The sequence below is a fragment of the Lacinutrix mariniflava genome (genome assembly GCF_001418015.1).
GTDB classification, from domain to species: domain Bacteria; phylum Bacteroidota; class Bacteroidia; order Flavobacteriales; family Flavobacteriaceae; genus Lacinutrix; species Lacinutrix mariniflava.
In genome coordinates this window covers 129,884-154,644 of sequence record NZ_LIQG01000017.1, presented here as the reverse complement: position 1 = coordinate 154,644, position 24,761 = coordinate 129,884, and the positions used below count along the sequence as shown (strand labels likewise).

Here is a 24,761-nt window from a genome sequence, read left to right as displayed (position 1 = left end):
CTTAATAATTTAATTATTTGCTTTCAAATCTTTGAAGTAATACGGCAAATATGATAATAGCTCCTTTTACTACTTGTTGTGGATATGACGGTACATTTAATAAGTTTAATATGTTTCCTATTAATCCTAAAATAAGAACGCCCATTAATGTGTTTATTGCTGTTCCTCTACCTCCATTTAGACTAGCACCACCAATAACAACGGCCGCAATGGCATCTAGCTCCCAAGACATTCCCATGTTTGGTGATCCTAAATTAGTTCTAGACGCTACAATTATAGCCGCAGTAGCAGCCAAAGCTCCAGAAATAGCATACACTAAAAACTTGTATTTATTAACTTTTATTCCTGATAATCGTGAGGCTTCTTCATTACTACCAATAGCTATAATTAATCTTCCAAACACATTATAACGTAGCATAACCATGGTTGCGATTACAATTATAAAAAATACAATAGCAATATTAGGAATCCCTAAAGTGGAGTTATTTGCGAAGTTTGACATAAACACACCGCCAGCAGTTTTAAACGTTACCGGAGATCCTTTTGCGTATATAAAACCTAAACCTCTAGCAATAGTCATTAATGCTAATGTTGCGACAAATGGTGCCATTTTTTGATAAGCGACGAGGTAACCAGAAACACTACCTAAGCCAAAACCAATAGCAATAGTAAGCACAATAGCCAATGGTAATATGACTAAGTTTATTAGAATTGCGAACGTAACCGCTAGCAAAGCTACCATGGAACCTACCGATAGATCGATTCCTCCTGTTAAAATTACAAGCAGCATACCAATACTAATAATACCTATACCTGAAACTTGTTTTAATAAATTTGAAAGGTTTACTGAAGTGAAAAACACATCGGATATTAATGCTGAAAAGATAACCAGTAAAATAAAAATAAATATAGTATTATACTTTACTAAAAACTTAAGAATACCACCTGGGCTGCTAAGTTGTTGTTTTAATGTTAAAGCCATAACGTGAAATTTTTAATATTAATTGTGTTGTTTTAATGCTTTACCAATTGAGTAACGCAATATGTTTTCTTCTGAAAATTGTTCTTTTTGTAATTCGCCATAAATAGTACCTTCATGCATTACAAGAATACGGTCCGAAATACCCATTATTTCTGGCATATCTGATGATATTACAACCACACCAACACCTTTTTTAGCGACTTCATTTATTAGGTTGTAGATTTCTATTTTAGCACCAACATCTACTCCTCTAGTTGGCTCATCAATAAAAATGACCTTACTATCTATACTTAACCATTTGGCTAAGGCTACTTTTTGTTGATTTCCACCACTTAGGTTTTTAACATCAACCTCAGAGCTTGGTGTTTTTATGTTTAACTTATCAATTAAACCCAACACTTTTTTATACTCATTGTCCACATTAATAAAGCCTAGTTTTCCTGAAATGGATTTAAAATTAGTTACACTAACATTTCTTCTAATAGATAATGGTAAAAACACACCTTCTTCCTTTCTATCTTCAGACACAAAGCCTATTTGATGTGCAGCAGCATCTACCGGAGATTTTGTTTTAATTTCTTTTCCATTTAGAATTAAAGTTCCAGATTTCTTTTTGTCTGCTCCAAAAATAAGTTTCGCAGTTTCTGTTCTTCCGCTTCCTCCTAATCCAGCGATACCAAGCACTTCGCTTGGGCGTACTGAAAAAGAAACATCATGAACTATAGTATCTTTTGCTGTTAGGTTCTTAACTTCAAAAATAGGTTCTGTTCCAATTTCCACATTTCTTGCAGGAAACAAATCTTTTAATTCGCGACCAATCATTAAACGTATAATGCCATCGGTATCTGTATCTTTTACAGCCATGGTTCCGGTATCCACTCCATCTCTAAGCACTGTAATAGAATCTGCTATTTTAATGATTTCATCTAAATGATGAGAAATGTATATTATTGAAATTCCTTGATCTCGTAATCTAAAAAGATTGTCGAACAACTTTTTAGTATCTGTAGGATCAAAAACAGTTGTAGGCTCATCTAAAACTAAAACTTTAGTGTCTTCAGATAATGCTTTTGCAATTTCGACCACTTGTTTTTGAACAATACTTAAATTTCTAACTTTTGCAGAAGCATCAATTGTAAATCCTAAAGAATCAATTAATTCTTGAGCATCTTTGGTGATTTTGTCCCAATTCATCCAAAATTTACTCGCACCTAATTTGTGTAAATAAATATTTTCGGCAACAGATAAATCATTTACTAAAGACAGTTCTTGATACACAACACTGATTCCTAAAACTTGACCTTCGTGCGTGTTTTTTGGATTAATTTCTTCACCATTTAAACGTACTGTACCAGAATCTTTATGGTGTACACCACTTAATATTTTTATAAGTGTAGATTTTCCTGCTCCGTTTTCACCTAATAAAGCATGAATTTCTCCAGGCTTTACTTTTAAAGTCACATCTTTAAGTACTGAAACAACACCAAAACTTTTGGATATACCAGACATTTCAAGACGATATTCATTTTCTGAATTTTTCATATCAATGGATATTAACTATTAAAATAAAGCATTAGGATTGTAGTACTTAGCAGCATTTTCCTTTGTAATTAATAAAGGTGCTGTATACGATTTTTTATCAAAATCGCGTTTTCCGTTCATATATTCGACTGCATATTTAACAGCATTTTTTCCAATTTGTACTGGACTATTCATTGCGGTACAACCATAAAAATCGGTTTCCATAATGTATTTAATAGCTTCTTTTTGTCCGTCTGCTCCTGCAACTATTAAAATGTCATCCGTTTTACCTGCTTGTGCAATAGCTTTAATAGCACCTAACACGCACACATCAGACTCTGTAATCACTACATTAATATCTGGATGCGCTACTAAAATATCCTCCATAGCTTTTAATCCACCAGCATAAGACCATTCAGTATATGCTTGCGTTTTTACATTAAGATCAATCTTTCCTTGGGTACGTAATTGCTCTTCTGTAATACCTTGTAATAAACCTTGCTTACGTGCACGACCTACTGGGTTTCCTGCATTACCACTCAATAAAGCAATATTCATTGGTGTTTTTCCCATTTTTTTAACTAACCACTCGCCTGCTAACTCTCCATTTGCTAGATTATTAGATTGGATTGTTGTAACAAAATCTGCCGAAGGATTTATAGAACTATCTATAATAAATACAGGAATTCCTGCTGCTTTTGCAACTTTCGTTATACCAACTAAAGCATCTGGATCTTTCGGGTTTAACAATAAAGCATCAACACCTTTGGTAATTAAATCCTCTACCGCTGCTATTTGTTTTGTAATATCATCTTGACCATCTGCCGATAAAAATATCATACCATTTTTCTCAGTCGTAGCTTTTATACTTTGTAATAAAGCTTGATAATACGGTGCATTTAAAGATGGTGTGCAATAGCCTATTTTTTTGCCCGTAAGATCAATAGCACTTTTAAAAACAGCTCCTGTATCTCCTTCACTGTTAACCGTTGCTTTATTAACATCCAAATGTTCTACACAGCTATTTAGTAGTAGACTTAATAAGATTGCCAACAATGGCATACATATTAATTTTAGGGCCAATCTTAAGTTTTTTACTTTCATCATTTTAAATATTACTTAAAGGTTTTATTCTAATAGGTAAGTTAATACCTTATTGTTATATAGTAGCAATTACTGTTTTATTTCCTATTTAAAACAATGTAATATCTAACTGCAATACTGTTTTTTCTTGTTCTGGATTCCACATGGCAGTAACATCGACTGGCACGTTATAATTACTAATTGCTAGTTTTTTACTAAATGTAGCACCAACATTTATAATATTCCCTGAACCTTCAGTATAAAAGGTTTTATCTGTTATAAAGGACCAAGCGCCACCTGCAAATAAAGACAAACTCGAGTTGTCCTTTTCCCATACTTTACTACTCACTTCAAAATAATGAGTCCATGAGTTTTCTAAATCTCCATTTTCTTTAAAATCATAATCACCAGAACCTCCATTAATAATAGTAGCAAAATAAAGTAATGTATTAGGTGTAAGATTGTATCCAAAATTTAGATCTACAAAATTATAACCTTGTGTTTTATCGTAACTCCAATAGCTTAGTTTATCTCCTCTTTCTTCTACTCCAGTATAATTGTTGTGCGATACAGCTTCTATAAAAAACTTATCAGAAAAACGATACTTTGTATAAATTGAAAACTCCTTATAATAAGCACTTTCTTTTTCTCCAGTGTTAATGTTTTCTACATCTACAGAAGAAAAACTTGCTCCTCCCCAAAAACCGAAGGTAAATTTCTTGTTTTTTGTATTGTATTCTATATTAGTGGCAAACAATGCTCCAGGATGCACAACAAATCCATGCCAAGTATGCATGTTTTTTAAATGCGCACCAATACTAAAAGGTTCGTAAGCATCAACTTTGTTTTCTTCTTTTTGTGCTGACATTATATTAAATGAACAAAGCATTAAAAACCCAAGAGTTAATTGAAATACTTTTTGAGTAGTGCTCTTTTTTGACTTAGAAGAATTTTCTAATAACGTTAGTTTGCTCATGTTCATATTATTAAGATTATAAATTATAAAATAATTTTAAACGTCATAATTACGTTTGTTTTTTCAAATGTATCATATTTAAATTATAAAACCCTAATAAATTCTTAAAAAAATATGTTATTTTATCTTTTATGTATGCTATATTATCCTTAATATGAATATATTATACTTTATAACAATCAATGAATTGTAATGTATAATTGACGTTTAATAAATTTTACATACATTTATACCTCGCAAAATATTAATTCCTATTTAATAGAAATATCTTTATGAAACCTGAAAAAATATTGAATTTATCTGTGGATTGTGTCGTTTTTGGATATGATACTAATACTAAATCATTAAATGTTTTATTAATAAAACGTTTTTTAGAATCTGAAAAAGAGATTTTAGTCGATGATTATGTTCTTACTGGATATCATGTTTATAATAATGAAACTTTAGACGATTCTGCAACTCGCGTTTTAAAGGAGTTAACAGGATTAACGAACCAATACAAAAAACAATTTAAGGCTTTCGGAAATCCGGATCGTTTAACAAACCCTAAAGACTTAATTTGGATTAAAAATGAAGAATTTAACCTAAGAACGGTAACAATAGCTTACTATTTTTTATTAAAAACTGAAGATGTAGATTTAAAAGATAATAAGTTTGATGCCAAGTGGTTTCCTATTAATGCATTACCTGAAATTGGTTTCGACCACGAGAAAATAATATTAGAAGCTTATGAGGATTTAAAAGTAAAATGTTTGTCTGAACCTATTATATTTAAACTACTTCCAGATAAGTTTACAATTAATGAAGTGCAAGATTTGTATCAATCTATTTTAGGAATAGAAATAGACAATAGAAATTTTAGACGTAAGTTAATTAACAAAAAATATATTATTGCTTTAGACGAAAAACAAGTAGGTGTATCTAAAAAACCTGCTCAACTTTATATGTTTAGTATGGATATTTACAAAAAAATGTTTAGTAAAAATTATTTAATTAGTATGTAAGTGATGCTAAAGATAAACCAAGCTAATGCAATTAATTACAATGGATTAACAGATTTTTTTATTTGAATTCTAGCCATGTCGTAAACTAGGTTGTTTTTAATATTATAAGCTACCGATAATTCTGTACAAGCTAAAACCACTACTCCATTTTCAGTATATTTATTAATTAACTCATTAAATATTTCTAACTGTTTTTGGTTTTCTTTACCGTTATATACTGCTATTCTTAAATCATCTATTTGTTGCTTATCTTCTTTTGAAACTTGTAAAACATTAATTTTTTCTGCTCTAAATTTAGATGTAATATAATTGGATTGCATAGTATATAATGTGCCAAAAATGGTAACATTAGTGTGCTTGTTTTCTTTAACATTAGAAATAGTTTCCTCTACAGGATGAATAATATTGGCTTCAATACTTAACCTATCTATAGTTTCATGTAAAGTTATATTTGGTACTACAATTGTGTCTATTTCTAAAGCTTTCAGCTTATTTAAATTGTCCTTTACAATAGCATCTAAAGCTTTAGATGTGTTTGGTAATAGATTGTTTATAGTATCAAAATCTACATTCAGCATTTTAAAAGGACATGTACTAAATCCACCGTGTTTTGCATTATACAAAGCATTAAGTTCTTTTATATAAAACAACGTTGAAAAACTTCCAAGACCTAACATTCCTAATTTACTCATTCTATTTCTAAAATGTAATTAGCAAAATAGTTATTACTGTCACTTAATTTATTTTTAATACTGAATTGTGTGTTGGAAATAATCTTATTCAGAATTTCACTATTATATTTTCTTGAAATTTCTAAATGAATCTTTTCGTCTTTAGCAAAGCTGAAAGTTTTATCTATCGCTTTAATATACACTTCCTGATTTTTGGTACTTGTTATGTAACTTTTAGCAATACCTTCAGTCTCGTTATATTCGGGTGTATGAGCGAAGTTATTTCTATTAAAATCAGCGTTCAATTCTTTATTAATTCTGTCTAATAAATTTAAATTAAAAGCAGCAGTTACACCTTTACTATCATTATATGCTGGTAAAACGATAGCTTCGGGTTTTATTAAATCTACTCCTAAAAACAGTTTATCTCCTAAGTTTAGATTAGCGCTTAGGTTTTGCATAAATATTGATGCAATAGCATCATTCATGTTACCAATGTTAGAACCTAAAAATAGTATTACTTTAGGATGCTTACTATGCTTTAAAGACTCTAAAACCTCAAAATAGTCACCTTGCTTTGTTTTAACTGAAACCGAAGGCAATTCAGTTTTTAGATTACTTTCCAGGTTATCTAAAGCATTTTGAGAAATATCAACAGGCAGATAATCAAAATCATAACCTTCTTTACTTAATAATTTAAGTAATTCTTTGGTTTTGGTTCCATCTCCTGCACCTAATTCTATCAACTCAAAATAGGTGTCTTTCTCTAATTTTAAAGATCCAATAATATTAGACGTTTGGTTTTTAAAAATATCATGCTCGGCTCTCGTGAGATAATATTCTGGTAAACCCATAATTTCGACAAAAAGGGCATCTCCTTTTTTATCGTAAAAATATTTTGATGGTAAATTTTTATGTTTTGCGCTTAAACCGTTGTTTACAGAGTCTTTAAATTGTTCTATCATGTATTATTTTACTAATCTAATTCCTGTGTATTGCCAGCGCTCTAAAGGGCTGAAAAAATTTCTATATGTGTTTCTACTATGGTTTTGAGATGTTGCAACAGATGCACCACGTAATACCATTTTGTTGCTCATAAACTTTCCGTTGTATTCGCCAACTGCACCATTTGCTTTTTCAAACTTTGGATAAGGTAAATAGGCACTTGCCGTCCACTCCCATCGTTTTCCCCAATTTAATGCTTTGGATGCTACTTCCCATTCAAATTCTGTTGGTAATCGCATCCCTTTCCATTCTGCGTAAGCATTAGCTTCATAAAAATTAATATGACCTAAAATAGCATTTTCATCTACTGGTTGTAAACCTGCCAAAGTGTAATAATGCCAAATTTCATCTATTTTAAACCAATATAATGGTGCGTTTATTTTGTTTTTGTTTACCCAAGACCAACCTTCATCTAACCAAAGATTAAAATCTGAATATCCTCCAGCTTCCATAAATGCTATGTAATCGCCATTTGTGACTAAAAAATTATTTATTTCAAAATCGTTTATAAACACCTTATGTGCTCCTAATTCATTATCGTAACAAAAATTATTTCCTTGGTAACCGATAGTGTAAACACCTTCGTTAATTTGTGTTGTGTCCGCAGATGTATTATGATCTTTTAAAAGATTTTCATCTTTTTTATAAATAGGAAATAATGAATTATGACCAAACATATATTTAACGTCTGTAACCAATAATTCTTGATGTTGCTGCTCGTGGTTTAATCCTAAAATAATTAAATCCGTTAATTCTTTACTAGAATTTTGAGCTAATAGTTTTAAGACATTTTCATCTACATGACTTCTGTACTCTAAAATTTCGTTAGTACCAGGTCTAGACATATTACCACGATTAGATTGTAAAACTCGTGTTCCTAAAGTATTATAATAGCTATTAAATAAGAAGCCATAATTATCGTTAAACACTTTGTAATTGGGTAGAAAAGGTTTTAGAATAAACTCTTCAAAAAACCAAGTCGTGTGTGCTAAATGCCATTTTGCTGGACTTGCAAAAGCAACTACTTGAATTGAATAGTCTTCGACATTTAAATGACTGCAAAACGATACCGTTTGCGCTCTTACCTGTTTAAAATGTGTTATAATACTCATATAATTTTAATACATCGTGTTATTGTGCATAGCCGTTTCTGGAATTTGCTGTATGCTATCCCAATGTTCTATAATTTTACCATTATCATCAAATTTAAAAAAATCCATTGTAACATATTGATCGTTATCCGGCCAAATTTGATGTGTGTGCAAAGAAACTAAGTCGTTTTCAGCAATAATTCTTACAAAATCGATAGACTTTTCTGGAAATTCTTTATGCATACGATCAAAATAATCTATAAATGCCTGTTTTCCATCTGCAACCAAAGGATTGTGTTGCTTATAATTATCACCTCCATACAATTCCATTGCTTTTTTAGGATTCCCTAAATAGGCCGTTTTATAAAATGCAATTGCGTTTTCTTTGTTTTGTTCCAAATTCATATTCTACGGTTAAAATTGGTTTGTCTTATAAGTCATAATGCTATTTAATTCATTATTTATTCTCCACTAATTTATTAATTTTAAAAAGGAGTTTTCATAAATATTTATTAAATCATATTAAAAGCAGCTAAAGCGACAACTATTATTTGTTTTCCAAGCTTTTGCTTTAAACTGTTATTAAAGTAAAAAGGCTATCAAATTGATAACCTTTTTACTATTAATTAATCAACTAATGGTTTAGGACATTAATTAGGGAAATTAAATTTTCCGTTTGTGTTTTTTCTATCTGCTTCTGCTGCAATAGTCTCCATAACATCCCAGTGTTCTGCTATTTTATTATTTTCAACTCTAAACAAATCGTAATAAGATGTTGGCTGTCCTGCAAATTTACCTTCGCTAATGGTTAATACAAAGTTACCTTGGCCTAATACTTTGTGTATTGTTGTATATTCCATTGTAATTCCTTGTTTAGCCATAGCTTCTAATGCTTGACCTAAACCAGATAAACCATCTCCAATATTTGGGTTATGTTGTATGTAGTTATCGCCATCAAAATAACCCGTTAATTTTTCCATTTTACCGTTTACTAAAATATCATTTACAAAATTAGCAACTAATGTTTTATTTGCTTCTGTTTTATCTAAATCTGTAATTGTAGTTGTTCCGTCTGTTTGCGTATGACCACTAGGATTTGCTGCTGCTGTTTCAATTAAGTTATCCCAATGCTCTACAATTTGTCCGTTTTCGTAACGAAAGACATCGAAACCAATTTTTGGTCCAAAAAAATCGTATTCGGTTTGGGCAAAACCATAATCTCCATCTTCAAAAGCTCTTACTGTATTTACTTTAAAACCATCTGCTGGTGCAAGAGCCAATAAAGCTCCAAAACCTGCTAGTCCGTCTCCCACTGCAAGGTTGTGTTGCTTATAGTTTGTTGAATTAATATAACTTACAGCTTCTTTGTCTCCTGTTTCAATACTTTTTAGTACTGCTATTGTTTTATCTTTAACTGATAATTCCATTTTTACTTCTTTTTTTACTAGTGATTCCTTTTCTATTCCTTTTTCCGATTTGCATGCTCCTAATGTTAAAACTAGAGTTACTGCTAAAAGTGTTTCTTTCATGTATTGCTATTTGTTTTTTAATAGTTAAATTCTGAGTACAAAATTACTATAGCAATACAGATTACTAAAGGTGAAAATGGTTGTGAAAATGGTTAATATCGAACCTTAAAAAATTATATGTAGTCTTTTTTAAACGTGTTTGGGGTAAATCCTGTATGTTTCTTGAAATATTTTACAAAATTGGTTGGCTCTTCAAAACCCAAAGAATACGCTAATTCTGTACTTTTTATTTCCGAATTTATAAGCAAACGCTTAGCTTCCAAAATTACAAAAGCATCAATAAATTGCTTTGCTGTAACGCTAACCATGTCTTTACAAATACTATTTAAGTGTTTGTAGGTAATGTTTAGCTTTTCGGCATAGAAATCTGCATTCCTGCTCGTATTAAAATGAGTTTCTAAATGAGATTTAAAATCTAAGAAACTGTTTAATTTATCCGATCGTTTTAAATGAAAGGTTTGGTATTGTTTTAGGCGTTCTAATTTTGAAAAGATAATAGAATACAAAGCATTATATGTGTTTTCTTGATTATAGCCTTCTTCTATATTAGAATATTCCTTGTGAAATAATTCTATATAATTTAAAACATTAGAGTCTTGAGAAGCTTGAATAATTGGAGAAAATAAATGTGCATTAAATAATCTAATTAGTTCATTTTTAGGCAATGTATTTATTTGCTTTTTTAAATAGTCCTCGGTAAATAGTATTACGTAACCTTGTAAACCTTCGTTAAATTGAAACGCATTAATTTGGCCTTTAGATAGGTGAATGATTGTATTCCTTTTCACCTCATGCCATACAAAATCTACCAGCTGCCTACTCTCTCCTGCAGTGTAAAACACAATCATATTAAAAGCCAATTGGTGGGCTTTTTCGGGACTATGATCTATTTCGGTTTTACGTATAGCAATACTTTCAATTGTTAATATTTCAATACCACTATTATCTGGTTTTAAAGAATCAAATTCAATATGTGGAATACTTTTCTCCATTAGTAATTATTCTTCTTTCGTTTTTTCTAAAACTTTTCTAATATGCTCACTATCCCAATGACTATCGAAATCTACAATACCTCTTTTAAAATCTTCGTTTAAAAATTTCTCTTGTTGCTCTAGCTCTTTTCTAGCCTTAAAAATGTAATTATCTTCTTGTTTAGGCTCGGATGCTAGACGCCTTAGACTGTCTTCATCATATTTAATAAAATTCTGTACTTGTCTGTTAAGCGTGTATTTTCTGAAACCCATTCTACTCAACACATCTTTAGCTAAAGTTAATGACGTTTCCAGAGATTCACGGTAAATATTTTCGTGACCAAGATTAAGTAGTTCGTAGGCATCATAGCGGTTTTTAGTACGAATCATCATTTCTACATGAGGATATTTTTCTTTTACTATTTTACTAATAGCTTTAGAAACTTCTATTTTATTAGTAGCGCAAATAATTATTTTAGCTTCAGCAATTCCCGCAGATTCTAATAAATCTAGACGAGTAGCATCTCCATAATACACTTCGAATCCCATTTTACGTAGAAAATCGACACGGTTAGAATCATGATCTAAAATGGTTGCTTCTACACCATGAGAGCGCAAGAACCGTCCAATAGTATTTCCAAAATGGCCAAAACCTACCAATATAATTTTTTGAGATTTTGCAATATGATCTGTTGGTCTTTTTATCGATTCTTTAGTACCAATTTTTGGCAGAATAAAACGTTCGTTAATAATACCAATAATTGGTGTAAGCGACATACTTAAAGCTGTTATTACAAGCATCATATCCATTTGATCTTGCGACAAAATATTAAGACCAAATGCAAAAGACAATAATACAAAGGCAAATTCTCCAATTTGTGCTAAACTAAATGTTAGTAGTAATTTTTGATCTAGTTTTAATTTAAAAACACGGCCAGTTACAAACAAAATAAAAGCTTTAATAACTACAATCGCTATTAGAACACCTCCTATTTCTAAAGGACTATTTGCAATAACAATAAAGTTAATAGAAGCGCCAACAGCCATAAAAAACAACCCTAAAAGTAAATTTTTAAAAGGCTCTAATGTACTTTCTAACTCATGTTTAAACTCACTGTTTGAAAGTACTACTCCACCTAAAAAAGCTCCTAATGCTGGACTTATTCCAACATATTCCATTAAAAAAGAAATACTAAAAACGATTAATAAAGCAGCAGCAATTAGTAATTCTCTAACTCCTGTTTTAGCCACTTTTCGTAGCATTGGAACAATTAAATAACGACCAGCTATAATAATTAAAACTACAGATAAAATAATCGCTAAAGTCTGAAAACCAATAGGTAGTGTTTCTAATAAATTGGCATGTTCACTATGTTTTTCCGCGGAAGCGTTATCGTCTGTATTAGATAATAATGGAATAAAACCTAACATAAAAATGACAATAATATCTTGAAATAATAAAATAGAAAAAGAAGATGAACCAAACGTAGTATTCATTAAGCCTTTTTCTTTTATCGTTTGCATGGCAATTGCTGTAGAAGATAGCGCTACTGCCATAGAGATTACTAAAGCTACTTTCCAATCGAAACCAAGTAAAGCAAACAGAATATAGGAAAGCAACATGGTTCCTCCTACTTGTAATCCTCCCATACCTAGTATGGTTTTTCGCATATTCCAAAAATTCTTTGGTTCGATTTCTAAGCCAATTAAAAATAGCATTACTACCACACCAAATTCGGCAAAGTGTAAGATATCTTCACCTTCTTTACCTATAAATCCTAAGACGTAAGGTCCTATTAAAACACCTGCTAATAAATAACCAATTACAGAACTTAAGCCTAATTTTTTAGCAATAGATACACAAATAATTGCGCCTAATAAAAAGACTATGGCTTCAAAAAGTATACTTCCAGTCATAAATTTATGGTGTATTTAGTTTCGGAATATCGTTTATAAATGAAAATCCTTCACAATCACTATTGGAAAGACTTTGTTTAAGCAAAGTAATTAATTCGACATATTTTAAAGCATAGTTACTTAAATCACTATCACTTAATTTATGTGTTTCCATGACTGCAAATGGTGGTAAATATTGCATCCCACATAAATTAGCAGTTTGCTCAAACGGTCTTAAAAATTGACGAACTGTAAAACTATTACTACCTTCTGAGCAATACACTTTTCTAGAACCTCCAGTAGTTATAACATTTAAACATGTTTTGGTTTGCAATGCGTTTCCATTTGGACCGTAAGCCCAACCAAATTCTAACACCATATCAATCCACTGTTTCATTAATGGCGGACAACTATACCAATAAAATGGATGGTGCCAGATAATAATATCATGTGCATTTAATAATTTTTTTTCTGCTGAAACATCTATATTAAAATCTGGATAACGTTCATATAAATCATGAAATGTCACACCTTCAATATCTTTTATATGATTTACCAATGCAGTATTTGCTCTTGATTTTTCAAATTTTGGATGAGAAAATAGAACTAGTATTTTTTTCATTTTATTTGGTGTCTAAAATTTATTCTTATCGCTATAAAAAATGAACCACGACCATGGCTAAAATGTTTGGTTAAAGCTTATAATTCTATTTAGCTATTAAATCAAAAGAAATTTTAATTCCTTGTATAATCATACCAGTACCTATAATGGCTATTATTAAACCCATTATTTTTCCTATTACAGAAATTACATTATGTCCCACTAATTTAACAATAAGATCGCTTAATTTAAATGTAAAAAAGGTTAACAAGCTCATAAATCCAAAAATAGCAATTACTAAAAACATTTGTAACGGTGCTGCATTAGATACAAAATTCATAGCAGTTACAATGGTTCCTGGTCCTGCTAAAATAGGAATAGCTAACGGTGAAACCGCAATATCTTCGTCTATATGTACATTATTTAAGCTTTTAACATTCGACTGTTTTGATTGTAACATATCAAAACCGATAAAAAATATTAAAATACCTCCTGTTATTTTAAATGCTGGAATACTAATGTTAAATAACTCAAAAATATATTTACCTAAAAGAATAAAAACCGTTACAATTATAAAGGCTATAATATTTGCTTTTTTATTAATTGCTCTTTTTGTTACTTTATCTGCACCTTTGGTTAAAGACACAAAAACAGTCATGTTTGATATAGGGTTTGTTATAGCAAAAAAACCTGTAAATACGGTAATTGAAAATGTAATTAAGTTATCCATTAATTGTGAAATTTTAATCTGCAAAAAAATTAAATTACTTCTATACTACCAAAGTAATTTTAACTTATTTTCTAATTATTTAAAACTCTAAAAATCAAGGATAAACCTCTTTTGTTTTATAATATAAGAAATGCTGAGATTAATAAAAATTAATCTCAGCATTTAAATATACTGTCTTCTTATTTAAGGTACTAATAACCTTTAATTAAAAATACGGAATCTTAAATAATTTTGTGTTTTATTTATTCTGAAATTCATCATAATATTCATCAATAATATCATTTATTAAAATGCTTATTTTTTCAAAATCTTCAGAATAAGAGTTAGCAAGTGAGAATCTAATAGTCCAATCGGGACCGTCAAAACCACCACCTGGCATAGCTACAATAGACTCTTCTTCTGCCAAACGAATTACTGGATCTAAAGCGTTATAATTCTCGCCAACCCATTTACTAAACGCTTCATTATATTTATCTCTAGCTAAATTCAAGAAATCTACCAAGGTGTAATAATATGCTGCATTCTTATTATCTTCAGATATTAATGGTTTACCAGGTAAGTCTTTATAAAGTTTATCATATCTATTTCTAACCAATTTTTTTACATCTTTTTTATACTTATTTTCAGTATCAATTAAAGTTGCTAAAGAGAATAAAGACATTTGAATTTGTTGTGGTGTAGATAAACCAGCAGTGTGATTTAAAGCTACACTACGACTATCTGCAACAAAACGATCTATCATTTTTATACCATCTGGATTTAATGAAATAGTTCCATAACGCTCTCGCAATTCTACTTTATCTTCCTCAGGAAGTTTGGCTAACATTTTATCAAAATTATTATTTTCATTTAATGCTATTACACCAAGTCTCCAACCTGTAGCTCCAAAATATTTTGAATAAGAATACACTAAAATGGTACTCTCTGGAGCTTTAATTGCTAGTGATGTAAAGTTTTCTGTAAATGATCCATAAACATCATCAGTCAATAAAATCAAGTCTTCTCTATCTTTTGCTATTTTGGCAATTTTATCTAAAGTAGACTCACTTAATTTTACTGATGGCGGATTACTTGGATTTACCAAAAAGAATGCTTTTACTTTGGTATCCTTAAGTTTATCGATTTCAGAATCTGGAATTTGCCAGTTATCGTTTTCGTCTGCATTAATCAAGACCATTTTTAAATCGTAATCTTTTAACGCTGGCATTTCAAAATAAGGCGTAAAAATAGGCGTCCCAATAGCAATGGTATCTCCTGCTTTTAAAAACTTGTTGGCTTTTAAAGAATTGAATATGTAAACCATTGCAGCTGTACCACCTTCTGTAGCAAATACATCATATTTTGATTCTGGAGGTGTTGCTCCTGCGCTCATTTCTTTCATTAAATAAGCATGAGCTATAGTTTCAGAATGCTTTAACATGCGTCCTGGTTCTGGATAATTATTTCCTATAATACCATTAACCCATTCAAACATTAAATCGTCTGAATCAATACCATAATTAGCTACAGCAAATTGAAATAAGTCATTTAAATAACGTAACCCAATAACATTTTTATTTAAAGCTAAATACGCTTGAAATCTTTTTGTAATACCATCTTTATCTGTAATACCACCAAAACCGTCTAGTTCCTGAAATTGTCTTTTACTTTCTTCTAAACCAAATAAACCAAGTTGAAAAAAGGCATCTCTAGGCTTTGTTGCAATCCAGTTTGGATTACCTCTACCTGCATTAATCATTGAATGTTGATGATTAGATTTCGCTAATTTAATTAGTGTATCTTTTACTTCAAACGGACTTAACGTATTAAGTTCTACTTCTTCTTGTTTTTTCATTATAATGTGTTTTATAATTTAAGGCATCAATGCAATAATTATTGGTCCCCAAAGTGTTAAAAATATATTTGCCACCGCGTATGTCATTGTAAATGTTGGCGTTGGTGTTGCGTTTTGTGTTTTATCTAATAGAGATGAGAATGCTGGATTGGCACTTTTACTTCCAACAAGTACACCTAAAGCTTCTACAGGATTTCTTATTTTTAAAATATAGAAGTTCATAATAAACTGAACAATCATAGGTATCATTGTTACTAAAATTCCTAAAAGGAATAAGGTAATACCGCTTTTTAGAATAGCTTGAAAAGCAGGAGCACCAGCATTTAAGCCAACGATACCTACAAAAACAGCAAGTCCGAAAGTTTGAATAAAACTAGCAGCACCAACGTTTATACCTCCCATTTTTGGGTGTTTTGTTCTTAAAAAACCAATGATTAAACCAGAAACTAAACAGCCTAATCCTGAGCCTAACGCAACGTTTGTTCCATTGATATCAAAATTAATTTCGCCGATTAAATAACCAACGACCATACCTAAACCAAAGACTATAAAATCTGTACTATTGATTGACGTTGGCTTATATCCTATTTCTTTTTCTATTCTATCTAAGTCTTTGGTCTTACCAACCAATGTTATTTCGTCACCAGCATGAATTTCAGTATTATCTAAAACCGCTAATTCATGAGACATTCTAACAATGCTATTTATATAAACACCGTGTGTTTTAGTTAGACCTAATTGCTTACGGATTTCAGCTAAAGTCTTGCCTTGTAGTTTTTTATTTGAAATAATAACGTGTCTTTGCTCTTCTGTAAAATCAATGTTTGCTCCAATTTCTGAAATCTCTTCACCTAAAGTATTACTAGCATTAGAAAAGGCAGTTATTAATCCTGTTACAAATAAAATATCGCCTTCTTTAATTTGAAAATCTACTGTAGGCTCTATGTTTTTACCATCGCTAATAACAAGCTCTACCGTTAAATTAGAATTAAAATCAGCTTCAAAATCTTGAACTGTTTTACTCAAATACTTTGATGTTTTTGAAGTTTTGAATACTCTAGTATCTACTCTTTTGATGGGATCAAATTCGCCTTCTACCATTTCTTTACTACCACCAAGTTTTGCCGCTAGTTTTTTAGCCTCTGCTCTAATATCCCATTTCATTACTATTGGAATAAAAGAGACCATTAAAATTGGTCCGATAGAACCAAAGATGTAAGTAATTGAATAACCAACAGCTACGTTTGTTTTCATAATTTTGGCTACCTCTGTGGCTAATCCCAATTTATCTATCGCTTCTCCTGCTGTACCAATTATTGCAGATTGAGTTAATCCTCCTGCAGCCAATCCGGCAGCCATACCTTTGTCAAGACCCATCCACATTGAAAGACCGACTACTGCTAATAATCCTAAAACCGTCATTGAAAAGGCGGCTACTAAAAACTTTAAAGAAGATAATTTTAATGAAGCAAAAAATTGCGGACCGCCTAAATAACCTACCATAAAAATAAACAAAGCAAAGAAGAGACTTTTAACTTCTCCACTAATTTCAAACCCACCAACTTGACCAATAACTACAGCCATAATTAATGTACCTGCTACACCACCAAGGGTGAATTTTCCAATTTTAAACTTCCCTACAAAATACCCAATAGCAATTGCTAAAAACAAGGTGAGATAAGGGAAATTTCTGAGTGTATTGTAAATAATTTCCATAATATGTTTTAATTTTAGTACTGATTTGTAATTAGATTACAGGTGGTAGATTGCCATGAACTGGGCACGATACCCTACGCCGTTATCACCTAATTTATTTTGATTTTTTCCGTAAATAAGTTCTATTCCATAATCCAATCTATCTACAGGAGACCACATATAATTTACTGCACCATACGTAGAAAAATCATACATACTATCTTCTGTATAATCAGAATTATCAATACTCGTAAAGCTAAAAACAGCACTAGACGTCGCTGTTTTACTCCATGCATGCTTGTAGGCTAGAAATCCTCCCATAGCAGGTATTGGTGACATATCATCATTATTATCTGGTGCGGCATCCAAACCTTGACCTCTTAAATCGTTTATGTAATGTGCAATACCAACTCCATACGTGTAGCTAAATCTAATATCATCATTAATTTCTTTTCTATTTAAAAATTTAACGATACCAGAAACCGCTGCACCTCCACTAGTTATGCTTTTAATAGCATCTGAGCTGGTATTTGTATATGACATATTTTTAAGAATCCCTGTTAGTCTAAGGTTTCCCCAGTTACCGTTCTTTTGTATATATCCTATTAAATCTGGAACATATAAAAAAGCCATGCTGTCATCTATATTAACATCAAAAGGTGTATAATCTTCACTATGCGTTTCTAAAGCTACAGCATAAGAATACTTGTTATTAATGGACTGTGTATATCTAATCATTGGATTTCTAGGTCCCGTAATACTATTTGGTCCTTCGAAATCTACTTGTACAGGAAAAGCTGACGTGTTTTTCATGGTACTCCACGTTTGACCAATTAAAAACCCTTTATATTCTCCGTAAGCATGGCGTAAATGTGGTACAAAGCTGGTTGCAGCTTCTGTGTTGAAAAAATCCATTTCTACATAAATGTGAATTTTCTCAGTATCTGATACTTCATACTTACCATCTACAGCAAGTCGTGTTTGTCTAGCATCTAAAAAACTACGCGGTTTTTCTTCACGCAAAGTTGGATAAATCGGAATTTTACTAGGATAAAACTCGCTAGTATTTTGAATATTCCCTAAATCTAATCCGCCAATTAGCTTAATATAACCTATAAAATCGAGTGATATTTTCTTTGATTTCCGATTCTCTTTATAACGACTCCTTTTTTCTCTAACCGGAAGCGGATCCTGATTGTCTTTTGTATTATTTTGTTGATTTACGGATAGTGTATCTACGCTATCTTGTGCAAAGGCATAAGCACCTAGCATTGTAAAGCAAAAAGTTACTACTATTTTAAAGTTGGTTGTCATTTTTTTTGGTTTTGGCATCTTAGAAAATCTTAACGATTTTTAATTATACTATTATCATATGTATTACTCTGAAGCCATATTGATGACTGTCTTTAATTACTAAACTTAGTCATATGCTTAAAGCTTATATTGGCGAAACTAGTCTTCAATAAAAGCCCCACAAATGACATAAGTCAGTTTAGTAAAAAAAGATCTTATATTTAATGTTCAATAGTGTTTACAATACACTTTTTTGATGTAAATATTCAAGAATAGGGCTTTCTAATGTTACAAATAAGACTTTACCTGTTTCTATTGAAAATCTGATGCCTTAAAAGGATACTTTCTTGGTGTTTTTTGAATAGTAATCCAATGTGCTACGGTAAACGATTTTACACCCCATTGTCCATTAAAACGACCTAATCCTGAGTTTTTAACGCCACCAAATGGTGCATAAGCACTATCATTTACGGGCTGATCGTTAATATGTGTCATACCTGCTTCAATACCTTGTGCAAATGCCATTCCTTTAGCTTCGTCTTGTGTAAATACAGAACTAGACAAACCAAAATCTGTAGCATTAGCTAGACGCAATGCGTCTTCCATATCTTTAGCACGTGTAATAGAAACTGCTGGTCCAAAAATCTCGTTTTTGAATAACGGACAGTTTTCATCTGTATCTACAAAAACGTGTGGTGGCATATGCAAACCATCTGCTTCACCACCTAAAGCCATTTTATAACCCTGTGCTTTAGCTTCGTCTATTAAATTTTTAACGGTGTCAAATTGTGCTTGATCTATAATTGGTCCTACAAACGTGTCAGGATCATTCATATCCAAACGTTTTAAGGTTTTAACTTTTGCGATAAACTTCTCTGTGAATTCATCATAGACTTTATCTTCTACGATAATTCTGTTAATCGCCATACAAATCTGACCTTGATTCATAAATTTACCCCAAGCAGCAGCTTCTACAGCTTGATCAATATCTGCATCTTCAAGCACTACAAACGGACTGTTACCACCCAATTCTAATTCGATATTTTTAATAATATCTGCACTCAACGCATTTTGCCCTACTTGACGACCAACCGGAGTTGAACCTGTAAAAGAAATTAATTTTGAGATTGGATGCTTTGTAATTGCAGTACCAATAGTTCCACCTCCACCAGGCAACACACTTAATAATCCTTTTGGGAAACCTGCTTCTTCTAGAAATGAAGCGAAAATTAATCCTCCAGTAACTATAGATGTTGATGCTGGTTTTAAAACCACTGCATTACCAACCGCTAACGCAGGTCCTAAAGTACGAGCTGTTAATTGTCCTGGGAAATTCCAAGGAGAAATTAATCCTATTACTCCTAATGGTTTTCTAACTGCAATAGATTCTTTACCCTCTATATCTCTTGGTAAAATTTTACCTTCTACTAATAATGGTAAATGCACAGCGCTTTCAAAAACACTAGCTACTAACTCAGCTTCAAAATAGCCTTTTGCCAAAGTTGCTCCTACTTCTTTTCGTGCCCATTCTGCAAATTCTTGTTTACGATTTCTAACAACCGTAGCTAGTTTTTGCATCATTCTGCTCTTTTCTGGAGGTAATACTGCAGCCCATTTTTTTTGTGCAATTGCAGCTGTTTCAAAAGCTTCATTTACATCATCCTCTGTGGCACCGTTTAAAGAGAATAACTCCTCTTGATTCCAAGGATTTATATCTTTTATTACTGGTCCTTTTCCATCTTTCCATTCGCCACCAACAAATATTTTTTTGGTGTAATCAGGTAATTCTTCTTGTGTTTTCATTTTTGGTATGTTTTCTTAATTAATTTTTTCTATTTTTCAATCTGATTCACAAAAAATTCTTGCTGAGAAGATGCTATAATAGCCTCTTTCATTAATTTATCTGTAACCTGTGTATACGATTGTTTTCTGTGGGTAACACCAGCTTCATCATTTTTCCAACGTTGTTGCAATGCAAAAGAATTTTCTTTTCCTTTAATGCTGTAAAAATCAAAACGGATGTTGCCTTCTTCTTGTCTGGTAAGTTCTGTGTGCTTTATTAATTGTTTCACAAACTCTTCTTTATAGCCTTCTTTAATTTCAAAAATGAAAAACAATAACACTTCATTATTGTCCACTTTAATTTGACTAAAATCATTAGTTGGTAATGGTTTTTCGTTATTTAAAAACAAGGTTTTAGGCGCTTCTATCAAAGCCGATTTTACGCGATCTGCAATTCCTCTTTTGTCTACTGCTTCCGTATGAGATTCTAAAGTCTTTTCTCCTTCATTTATTCCGAAGACCAAAAAATTTTCTGGATTGTTTTTATCTTGAAACAACTTAATTTCTAAAGTTCCAGCCTCTTTACGCACCACATCTTGATTGGCTAGCATTTCCTTTTTAAACAAATCAATCTTGTCCGATTTTATTTTAAAAGTTGATAAAATGGTAATTTCTGGGTCTTTCTTTTTATCATAAACCACAGACATTCCTGCTCCTTTATTTAAAATTAATCGCATTTTAGTATCTGTAACATCAATCTGAATACAGTCTGAACCTAAATCCATTGTTCCTAGAGTACTTGTTCTACAGAAATATTCACCTTCCCAATTCCAAGTCCCTTTCAATTCTTGTCCACCAAAATTCCCTTTAATAATTCCATCGCTAGTCGCAATAGAAGTTCCGCCTTCATCACCATAATAATTGTCGGCTCCTTTTTCTATATAACCTTCTTTAGTAGTAATTCTATCCCAAGAAACGGGCTGGTAGGCAATCAATTTATTATCGAAAATATAAGGTGCATAAATGATTTCACCATCCGTATTAATGTCTGCAATTCCTTTGGAAGACGCATCAATTAAATAGCTTTTATCACCATCAAACGTGAATAATTGTCCTGTTGGGTTACTGCTGGCAAGCAAAACACCGTTAAAAGATGTAACACCATCAAACACTCCTTTTTTATTTGAAGAAGTTATTAACGTTACCTTTTTAGAGGTGATATCAATGTTATATAATGAACCAAAATCTTCAGGTTTCCATTCTTTTCGCATTAATCCTTCTCCATTTTCTAGTCCGTAATTAGCAACAACCAACGTGTTGTTTTCTACAAAAACACCATTCGGAAACGGAATTTTATCCGACTGTAACCACACCACTAATTTGTCATTCTCAATAGTGTAAATTTTACCACCAGGTACATCAGAAATAAAAACTTGTCCTGTTTTTTGGTTTATGGTTAAGTCATTTAAAGAACCTGCTTCGTTGTCTGTGTAACTTTTTATGATACTTCCGTTATCTAGATTTATAAGATGCACTTGCTTTTGGTCGGCAACATACAAGGTGTTTTTATAAATATCAGAACCTGTAGGAGCAGTTAATCCGGTTGTCCAATTAAGGTTGTCAATTACTCCATCTTTAGAAACGCGACTTATAAAACCAGGTGCTGCACCATTGGTGTTAGAAACATACAACCATTTATGATTTGGTGAGGCATACACAGATTCCGGCATTTTAAACCCGTCTAATTCCCATTTTATAGCTACAGAAAAATCGTTAGTAATTAGCTCCTCACTTTCTTTATCTGTTGAAACTTTTGGCACTTCTTTGTCCTTACATCCTACTAATACAATGACTAGCAGTACTACTATTGTGTAAATTGAATTTTTCATATCTCGTTTACTTGATGTAAATATTCTGGAATAGGACGTTCTAATGTTTCTGATAACACTTTACCAGTTTCCATAGAAAGTGCGTCTGTTGTAGAAAATTTCTGTGCAAATTCTTGCGTCTTCCATTCTTCAATAACCACTAACTGATTTGGATTTTCTAAAACCGTATATGCATTGAAAGAAACACAATCATCTTGTGCTCGCACATTCGGAATTTGCTTCTCGTATTGTGCGATCAGTTTTTTGTTTTCATCAGCTTTAATATCAAACAAAGCAATAACACGTAGTTCTGCTGAATTTGCAGTACTACTAAACTCTTCAACTCCTTTTTCTTCGGAAACTTCACCAACCAAAACATAAGCTTTAGGTGGATTTACAAGTGCTTCATTTGCTAATTCTGCTAGTTTTAGTTCGTAGGGTTGAGAACGATGAAATGCCACAGCCTCTTCTCCGGTAAACAATTCATATCCAAAAAACATATTAGGGTTTTGCTTGTCTTCAAACAAGCGAATACCCAAACATCCTGGTTCTTCAACACTTCCCTTTTTTACAGTCATTAAAGCCTCTTTAAATTGAGAACGGAATGCTGGTTTTACTTCAAACTGACCTATAACTTTTATCATTTTACTTGATTTTAAATTATTGATTAATTCTAAAGAGTAACAATCACTTTACCTACTGTTCTCCCTTTTTCAACTTCTCTATGCGCGTCTGCCATATCTTCAAAAGCAAACGTTTTATAGATGTTTGGTTTGATAGCACCACTTTCTATCATTCCTTTTAAAGTGTTCATATCTTTAGCGCTAGAATGCACTAAAATATTAGAAACCGTTTTGTTTTCTTTCTCTGCTATAGCTTTAGCTTCCTCGGGCATATCCATACCAAAAGTGGTAATTACTGTTCCTCCATCTTTTAAAACCTTAGTGGAGTTCACTAATACTTGACCACCTTGAGTATCCAAAACAAAGTCTATATCAGACAACACCTCTTCAAAATTTTGGGTATGATAATCAATAGCTTCATCTGCTCCAATAGACAGTATAAAATCTTTGTTCTTGGCTGATGCAGTTGCAATAACATACGCACCAAAACTCTTTGCAATTTGTATTGCAAAATGGCCAACACCACCAGAACCTGCTTGTATTAAAACTTTATCGCCTTTATTTATTTTTCCTTCTAAAATTTGTAATGCCGTTAAAGCAGCCAAAGTGGTCGCAGCAGCTTCTTCAAAAGAAACGTTGCTTGGCATAAGTGCTAAATGAGCTTCTGGTGCTGCAACAAATTCCGCGTATGCTTTACCTGCTCCTGGAAAGTTTACCATCCCAAAAACAGTATCACCTACTTTAAAATCGGTAACGGCTGTACCAGCCTCAGTTACTGTTCCTGCAATATCCCATCCTAAAATAACTGGACGATTTTTACCGTACATTGAATCCAACATTTTGTCAGCGTACTTTGGTTTTACATCTGCAGGGTTTAATGAAATTGCTTTAACAGCAACTAACACTTCGTTTTCTTTTATGCTTGGCTTTTCTACTTCTGCTAAATGAAGGTTTTCTGGTCCTCCTGCTTTTTCTAATACTATTGCTTTCATAATGTGTGTTTTTAAAAAAATTATATTTGATGAATTTGATTAAAATAAAGGATTATCGTTCGCAGATTTATCTCCTTTATTGAAGGTGTTAAACGCATCCCAATGTTCAGAAATTTTACCGTCTGTAATTCTAAAAACATCCATTGTAGAGGTTCTATCACCTTCTTTATTTGTAATTACTTGTACAAAAACTAGGTCTTTTTCTGCAACAATAAGATTGAAGTTGAGTTTAAATTTAGGAGCATCTTTTAACCAAATAGGTAACATTTCTTTAAGCGCTTCTCTACCATCTGCAACATTAGGGTTGTGCTGAATGTAAACCGGACCAACATATTTATCTATGTTTTGATAATTCTGGTTTCCGAAGAGGTCTTGATAAAAATCTGTTACTACTTTTTTGTTTGCCTCTAAAGTCGCTTGCTCCTGATTTTGAACTTCTATTTTAGATTCCAAATTTGTAATGTTTTCATTTAATTTTTTTAATTCCCCAGAATTATCAGAACAAGATGCTAATAAGATAGCACCAATTAAGACTACTGTTAGTTGTACTTTTTTCATAATTTTAATTTTAGTTATTTGTTAATTTTAATGACACTACAAATCTATAAATGTCT

The 24,761-nt window shown here is 31.7% G+C and carries 22 protein-coding genes; 1 reads left to right on the top strand and 21 read right to left on the bottom strand.

The window, feature by feature from the left end; all coding sequences use genetic code 11:
- Nucleotides 1-13 precede the first annotated feature (13 nt).
- The 4 genes from ASC44_RS02110 to ASC44_RS02095 all read right to left on the bottom strand — a co-directional run bounded on the left by ASC44_RS02110 (nucleotide 14) and on the right by ASC44_RS02095 (nucleotide 4,454).
- The gene (locus ASC44_RS02110) at nucleotides 14-982 is read right to left on the bottom strand and encodes an ABC transporter permease (protein WP_055445972.1); all 969 of its coding nucleotides are present in this window, start codon (nucleotides 980-982) and stop codon (nucleotides 14-16) included.
- 18 nt (nucleotides 983-1,000) lie between these two features.
- Nucleotides 1,001-2,524 carry a sugar ABC transporter ATP-binding protein gene (locus tag ASC44_RS02105; RefSeq protein WP_055445971.1) on the bottom strand — a complete coding sequence of 508 codons (1,524 nt, stop codon included), beginning with the start codon at nucleotides 2,522-2,524 and terminating at the stop codon, nucleotides 1,001-1,003.
- Nucleotides 2,525-2,542: 18 nt separating this feature from the next.
- On the bottom strand, nucleotides 2,543-3,610 hold the full coding sequence (locus ASC44_RS02100; protein WP_241491394.1) for a substrate-binding domain-containing protein: 1,068 nt from the start codon (nucleotides 3,608-3,610) through the stop codon (nucleotides 2,543-2,545).
- Between the two features lie 85 nt (nucleotides 3,611-3,695).
- Nucleotides 3,696-4,454 (bottom strand): hypothetical protein, encoded by a 759-nt coding sequence (locus ASC44_RS02095; protein ID WP_241491393.1) that lies wholly within the window; start codon nucleotides 4,452-4,454, stop codon nucleotides 3,696-3,698.
- Between the two features lie 380 nt (nucleotides 4,455-4,834).
- On the opposite strand from ASC44_RS02095, the gene ASC44_RS02090 reads away from it, so the two are divergent.
- A complete protein-coding gene (locus tag ASC44_RS02090) occupies nucleotides 4,835-5,566 on the top strand; it encodes an NUDIX hydrolase (RefSeq protein WP_055445968.1) in 732 nt (243 codons plus the stop codon).
- A gap of 35 nt (nucleotides 5,567-5,601) precedes the next feature.
- Here the strand turns inward: ASC44_RS02090 and ASC44_RS02085 are convergent, their stop codons facing one another.
- The 17 genes from ASC44_RS02085 to ASC44_RS02005 form a co-directional block, all read right to left on the bottom strand.
- Entirely contained in the window at nucleotides 5,602-6,258 is a 657-nt protein-coding gene (locus ASC44_RS02085; protein ID WP_055445967.1) for an aspartate/glutamate racemase family protein, read from the bottom strand.
- Nucleotides 6,255-7,202, bottom strand: coding sequence for an L-histidine N(alpha)-methyltransferase (locus ASC44_RS02080; protein ID WP_055445966.1), 948 nt, complete (start codon nucleotides 7,200-7,202; stop codon nucleotides 6,255-6,257). The genes ASC44_RS02085 and ASC44_RS02080 overlap by 4 nt, the downstream gene beginning before the upstream one ends.
- A gap of 3 nt (nucleotides 7,203-7,205) precedes the next feature.
- Nucleotides 7,206-8,354: an ergothioneine biosynthesis protein EgtB gene (gene egtB / locus ASC44_RS02075; RefSeq protein WP_055445965.1), complete on the bottom strand. Its 1,149-nt coding sequence runs from the start codon at nucleotides 8,352-8,354 to the stop codon at nucleotides 7,206-7,208.
- A 6-nt stretch (nucleotides 8,355-8,360) separates the two neighbouring features.
- Nucleotides 8,361-8,738 (bottom strand): nuclear transport factor 2 family protein, encoded by a 378-nt coding sequence (locus tag ASC44_RS02070; RefSeq protein WP_055445964.1) that lies wholly within the window; start codon nucleotides 8,736-8,738, stop codon nucleotides 8,361-8,363.
- A gap of 245 nt (nucleotides 8,739-8,983) precedes the next feature.
- Nucleotides 8,984-9,862, bottom strand: a complete 879-nt coding sequence (locus ASC44_RS02065) for a nuclear transport factor 2 family protein (RefSeq protein ID WP_083476223.1) — start codon at nucleotides 9,860-9,862, stop codon at nucleotides 8,984-8,986.
- Between the two features lie 113 nt (nucleotides 9,863-9,975).
- A complete protein-coding gene (locus ASC44_RS02060) occupies nucleotides 9,976-10,854 on the bottom strand; it encodes a helix-turn-helix domain-containing protein (RefSeq protein ID WP_055445963.1) in 879 nt (292 codons plus the stop codon).
- Nucleotides 10,855-10,860: 6 nt separating this feature from the next.
- Nucleotides 10,861-12,750 carry a monovalent cation:proton antiporter-2 (CPA2) family protein gene (locus tag ASC44_RS02055; protein WP_055445962.1) on the bottom strand — a complete coding sequence of 630 codons (1,890 nt, stop codon included), beginning with the start codon at nucleotides 12,748-12,750 and terminating at the stop codon, nucleotides 10,861-10,863.
- 4 nt (nucleotides 12,751-12,754) lie between these two features.
- Entirely contained in the window at nucleotides 12,755-13,351 is a 597-nt protein-coding gene (gene kefF, locus ASC44_RS02050; protein WP_055445961.1) for a glutathione-regulated potassium-efflux system oxidoreductase KefF, read from the bottom strand.
- Nucleotides 13,352-13,436: 85 nt separating this feature from the next.
- Complete coding sequence (locus ASC44_RS02045) at nucleotides 13,437-14,060, bottom strand: MarC family protein (RefSeq protein ID WP_055445960.1); 624 nt, start codon at nucleotides 14,058-14,060, stop codon at nucleotides 13,437-13,439.
- 238 nt (nucleotides 14,061-14,298) lie between these two features.
- Nucleotides 14,299-15,894: a bifunctional aspartate transaminase/aspartate 4-decarboxylase gene (locus ASC44_RS02040; RefSeq protein WP_055445959.1), complete on the bottom strand. Its 1,596-nt coding sequence runs from the start codon at nucleotides 15,892-15,894 to the stop codon at nucleotides 14,299-14,301.
- An 18-nt stretch (nucleotides 15,895-15,912) separates the two neighbouring features.
- Nucleotides 15,913-17,610 carry an aspartate-alanine antiporter gene (gene aspT / locus ASC44_RS02035; protein ID WP_055445958.1) on the bottom strand — a complete coding sequence of 566 codons (1,698 nt, stop codon included), beginning with the start codon at nucleotides 17,608-17,610 and terminating at the stop codon, nucleotides 15,913-15,915.
- Between the two features lie 36 nt (nucleotides 17,611-17,646).
- Nucleotides 17,647-18,921, bottom strand: coding sequence for a DcaP family trimeric outer membrane transporter (locus ASC44_RS02030; RefSeq protein ID WP_055445957.1), 1,275 nt, complete (start codon nucleotides 18,919-18,921; stop codon nucleotides 17,647-17,649).
- Between the two features lie 273 nt (nucleotides 18,922-19,194).
- Complete coding sequence (locus ASC44_RS02025; protein ID WP_055445956.1) at nucleotides 19,195-20,685, bottom strand: aldehyde dehydrogenase family protein; 1,491 nt, start codon at nucleotides 20,683-20,685, stop codon at nucleotides 19,195-19,197.
- 29 nt (nucleotides 20,686-20,714) lie between these two features.
- Nucleotides 20,715-22,553 (bottom strand): antibiotic biosynthesis monooxygenase, encoded by a 1,839-nt coding sequence (locus ASC44_RS02020; protein WP_055445955.1) that lies wholly within the window; start codon nucleotides 22,551-22,553, stop codon nucleotides 20,715-20,717.
- Nucleotides 22,550-23,176: a putative quinol monooxygenase gene (locus ASC44_RS02015; protein WP_055445954.1), complete on the bottom strand. Its 627-nt coding sequence runs from the start codon at nucleotides 23,174-23,176 to the stop codon at nucleotides 22,550-22,552. Before ASC44_RS02015 ends, ASC44_RS02020 begins: the two co-directional genes overlap by 4 nt.
- Before the next feature lie 29 nt (nucleotides 23,177-23,205).
- On the bottom strand, nucleotides 23,206-24,147 hold the full coding sequence (locus ASC44_RS02010; RefSeq protein WP_055445953.1) for an NADP-dependent oxidoreductase: 942 nt from the start codon (nucleotides 24,145-24,147) through the stop codon (nucleotides 23,206-23,208).
- A gap of 39 nt (nucleotides 24,148-24,186) precedes the next feature.
- Nucleotides 24,187-24,705, bottom strand: a complete 519-nt coding sequence (locus ASC44_RS02005; RefSeq protein WP_055445952.1) for a nuclear transport factor 2 family protein — start codon at nucleotides 24,703-24,705, stop codon at nucleotides 24,187-24,189.
- Nucleotides 24,706-24,761: the final 56 nt, after the last annotated feature.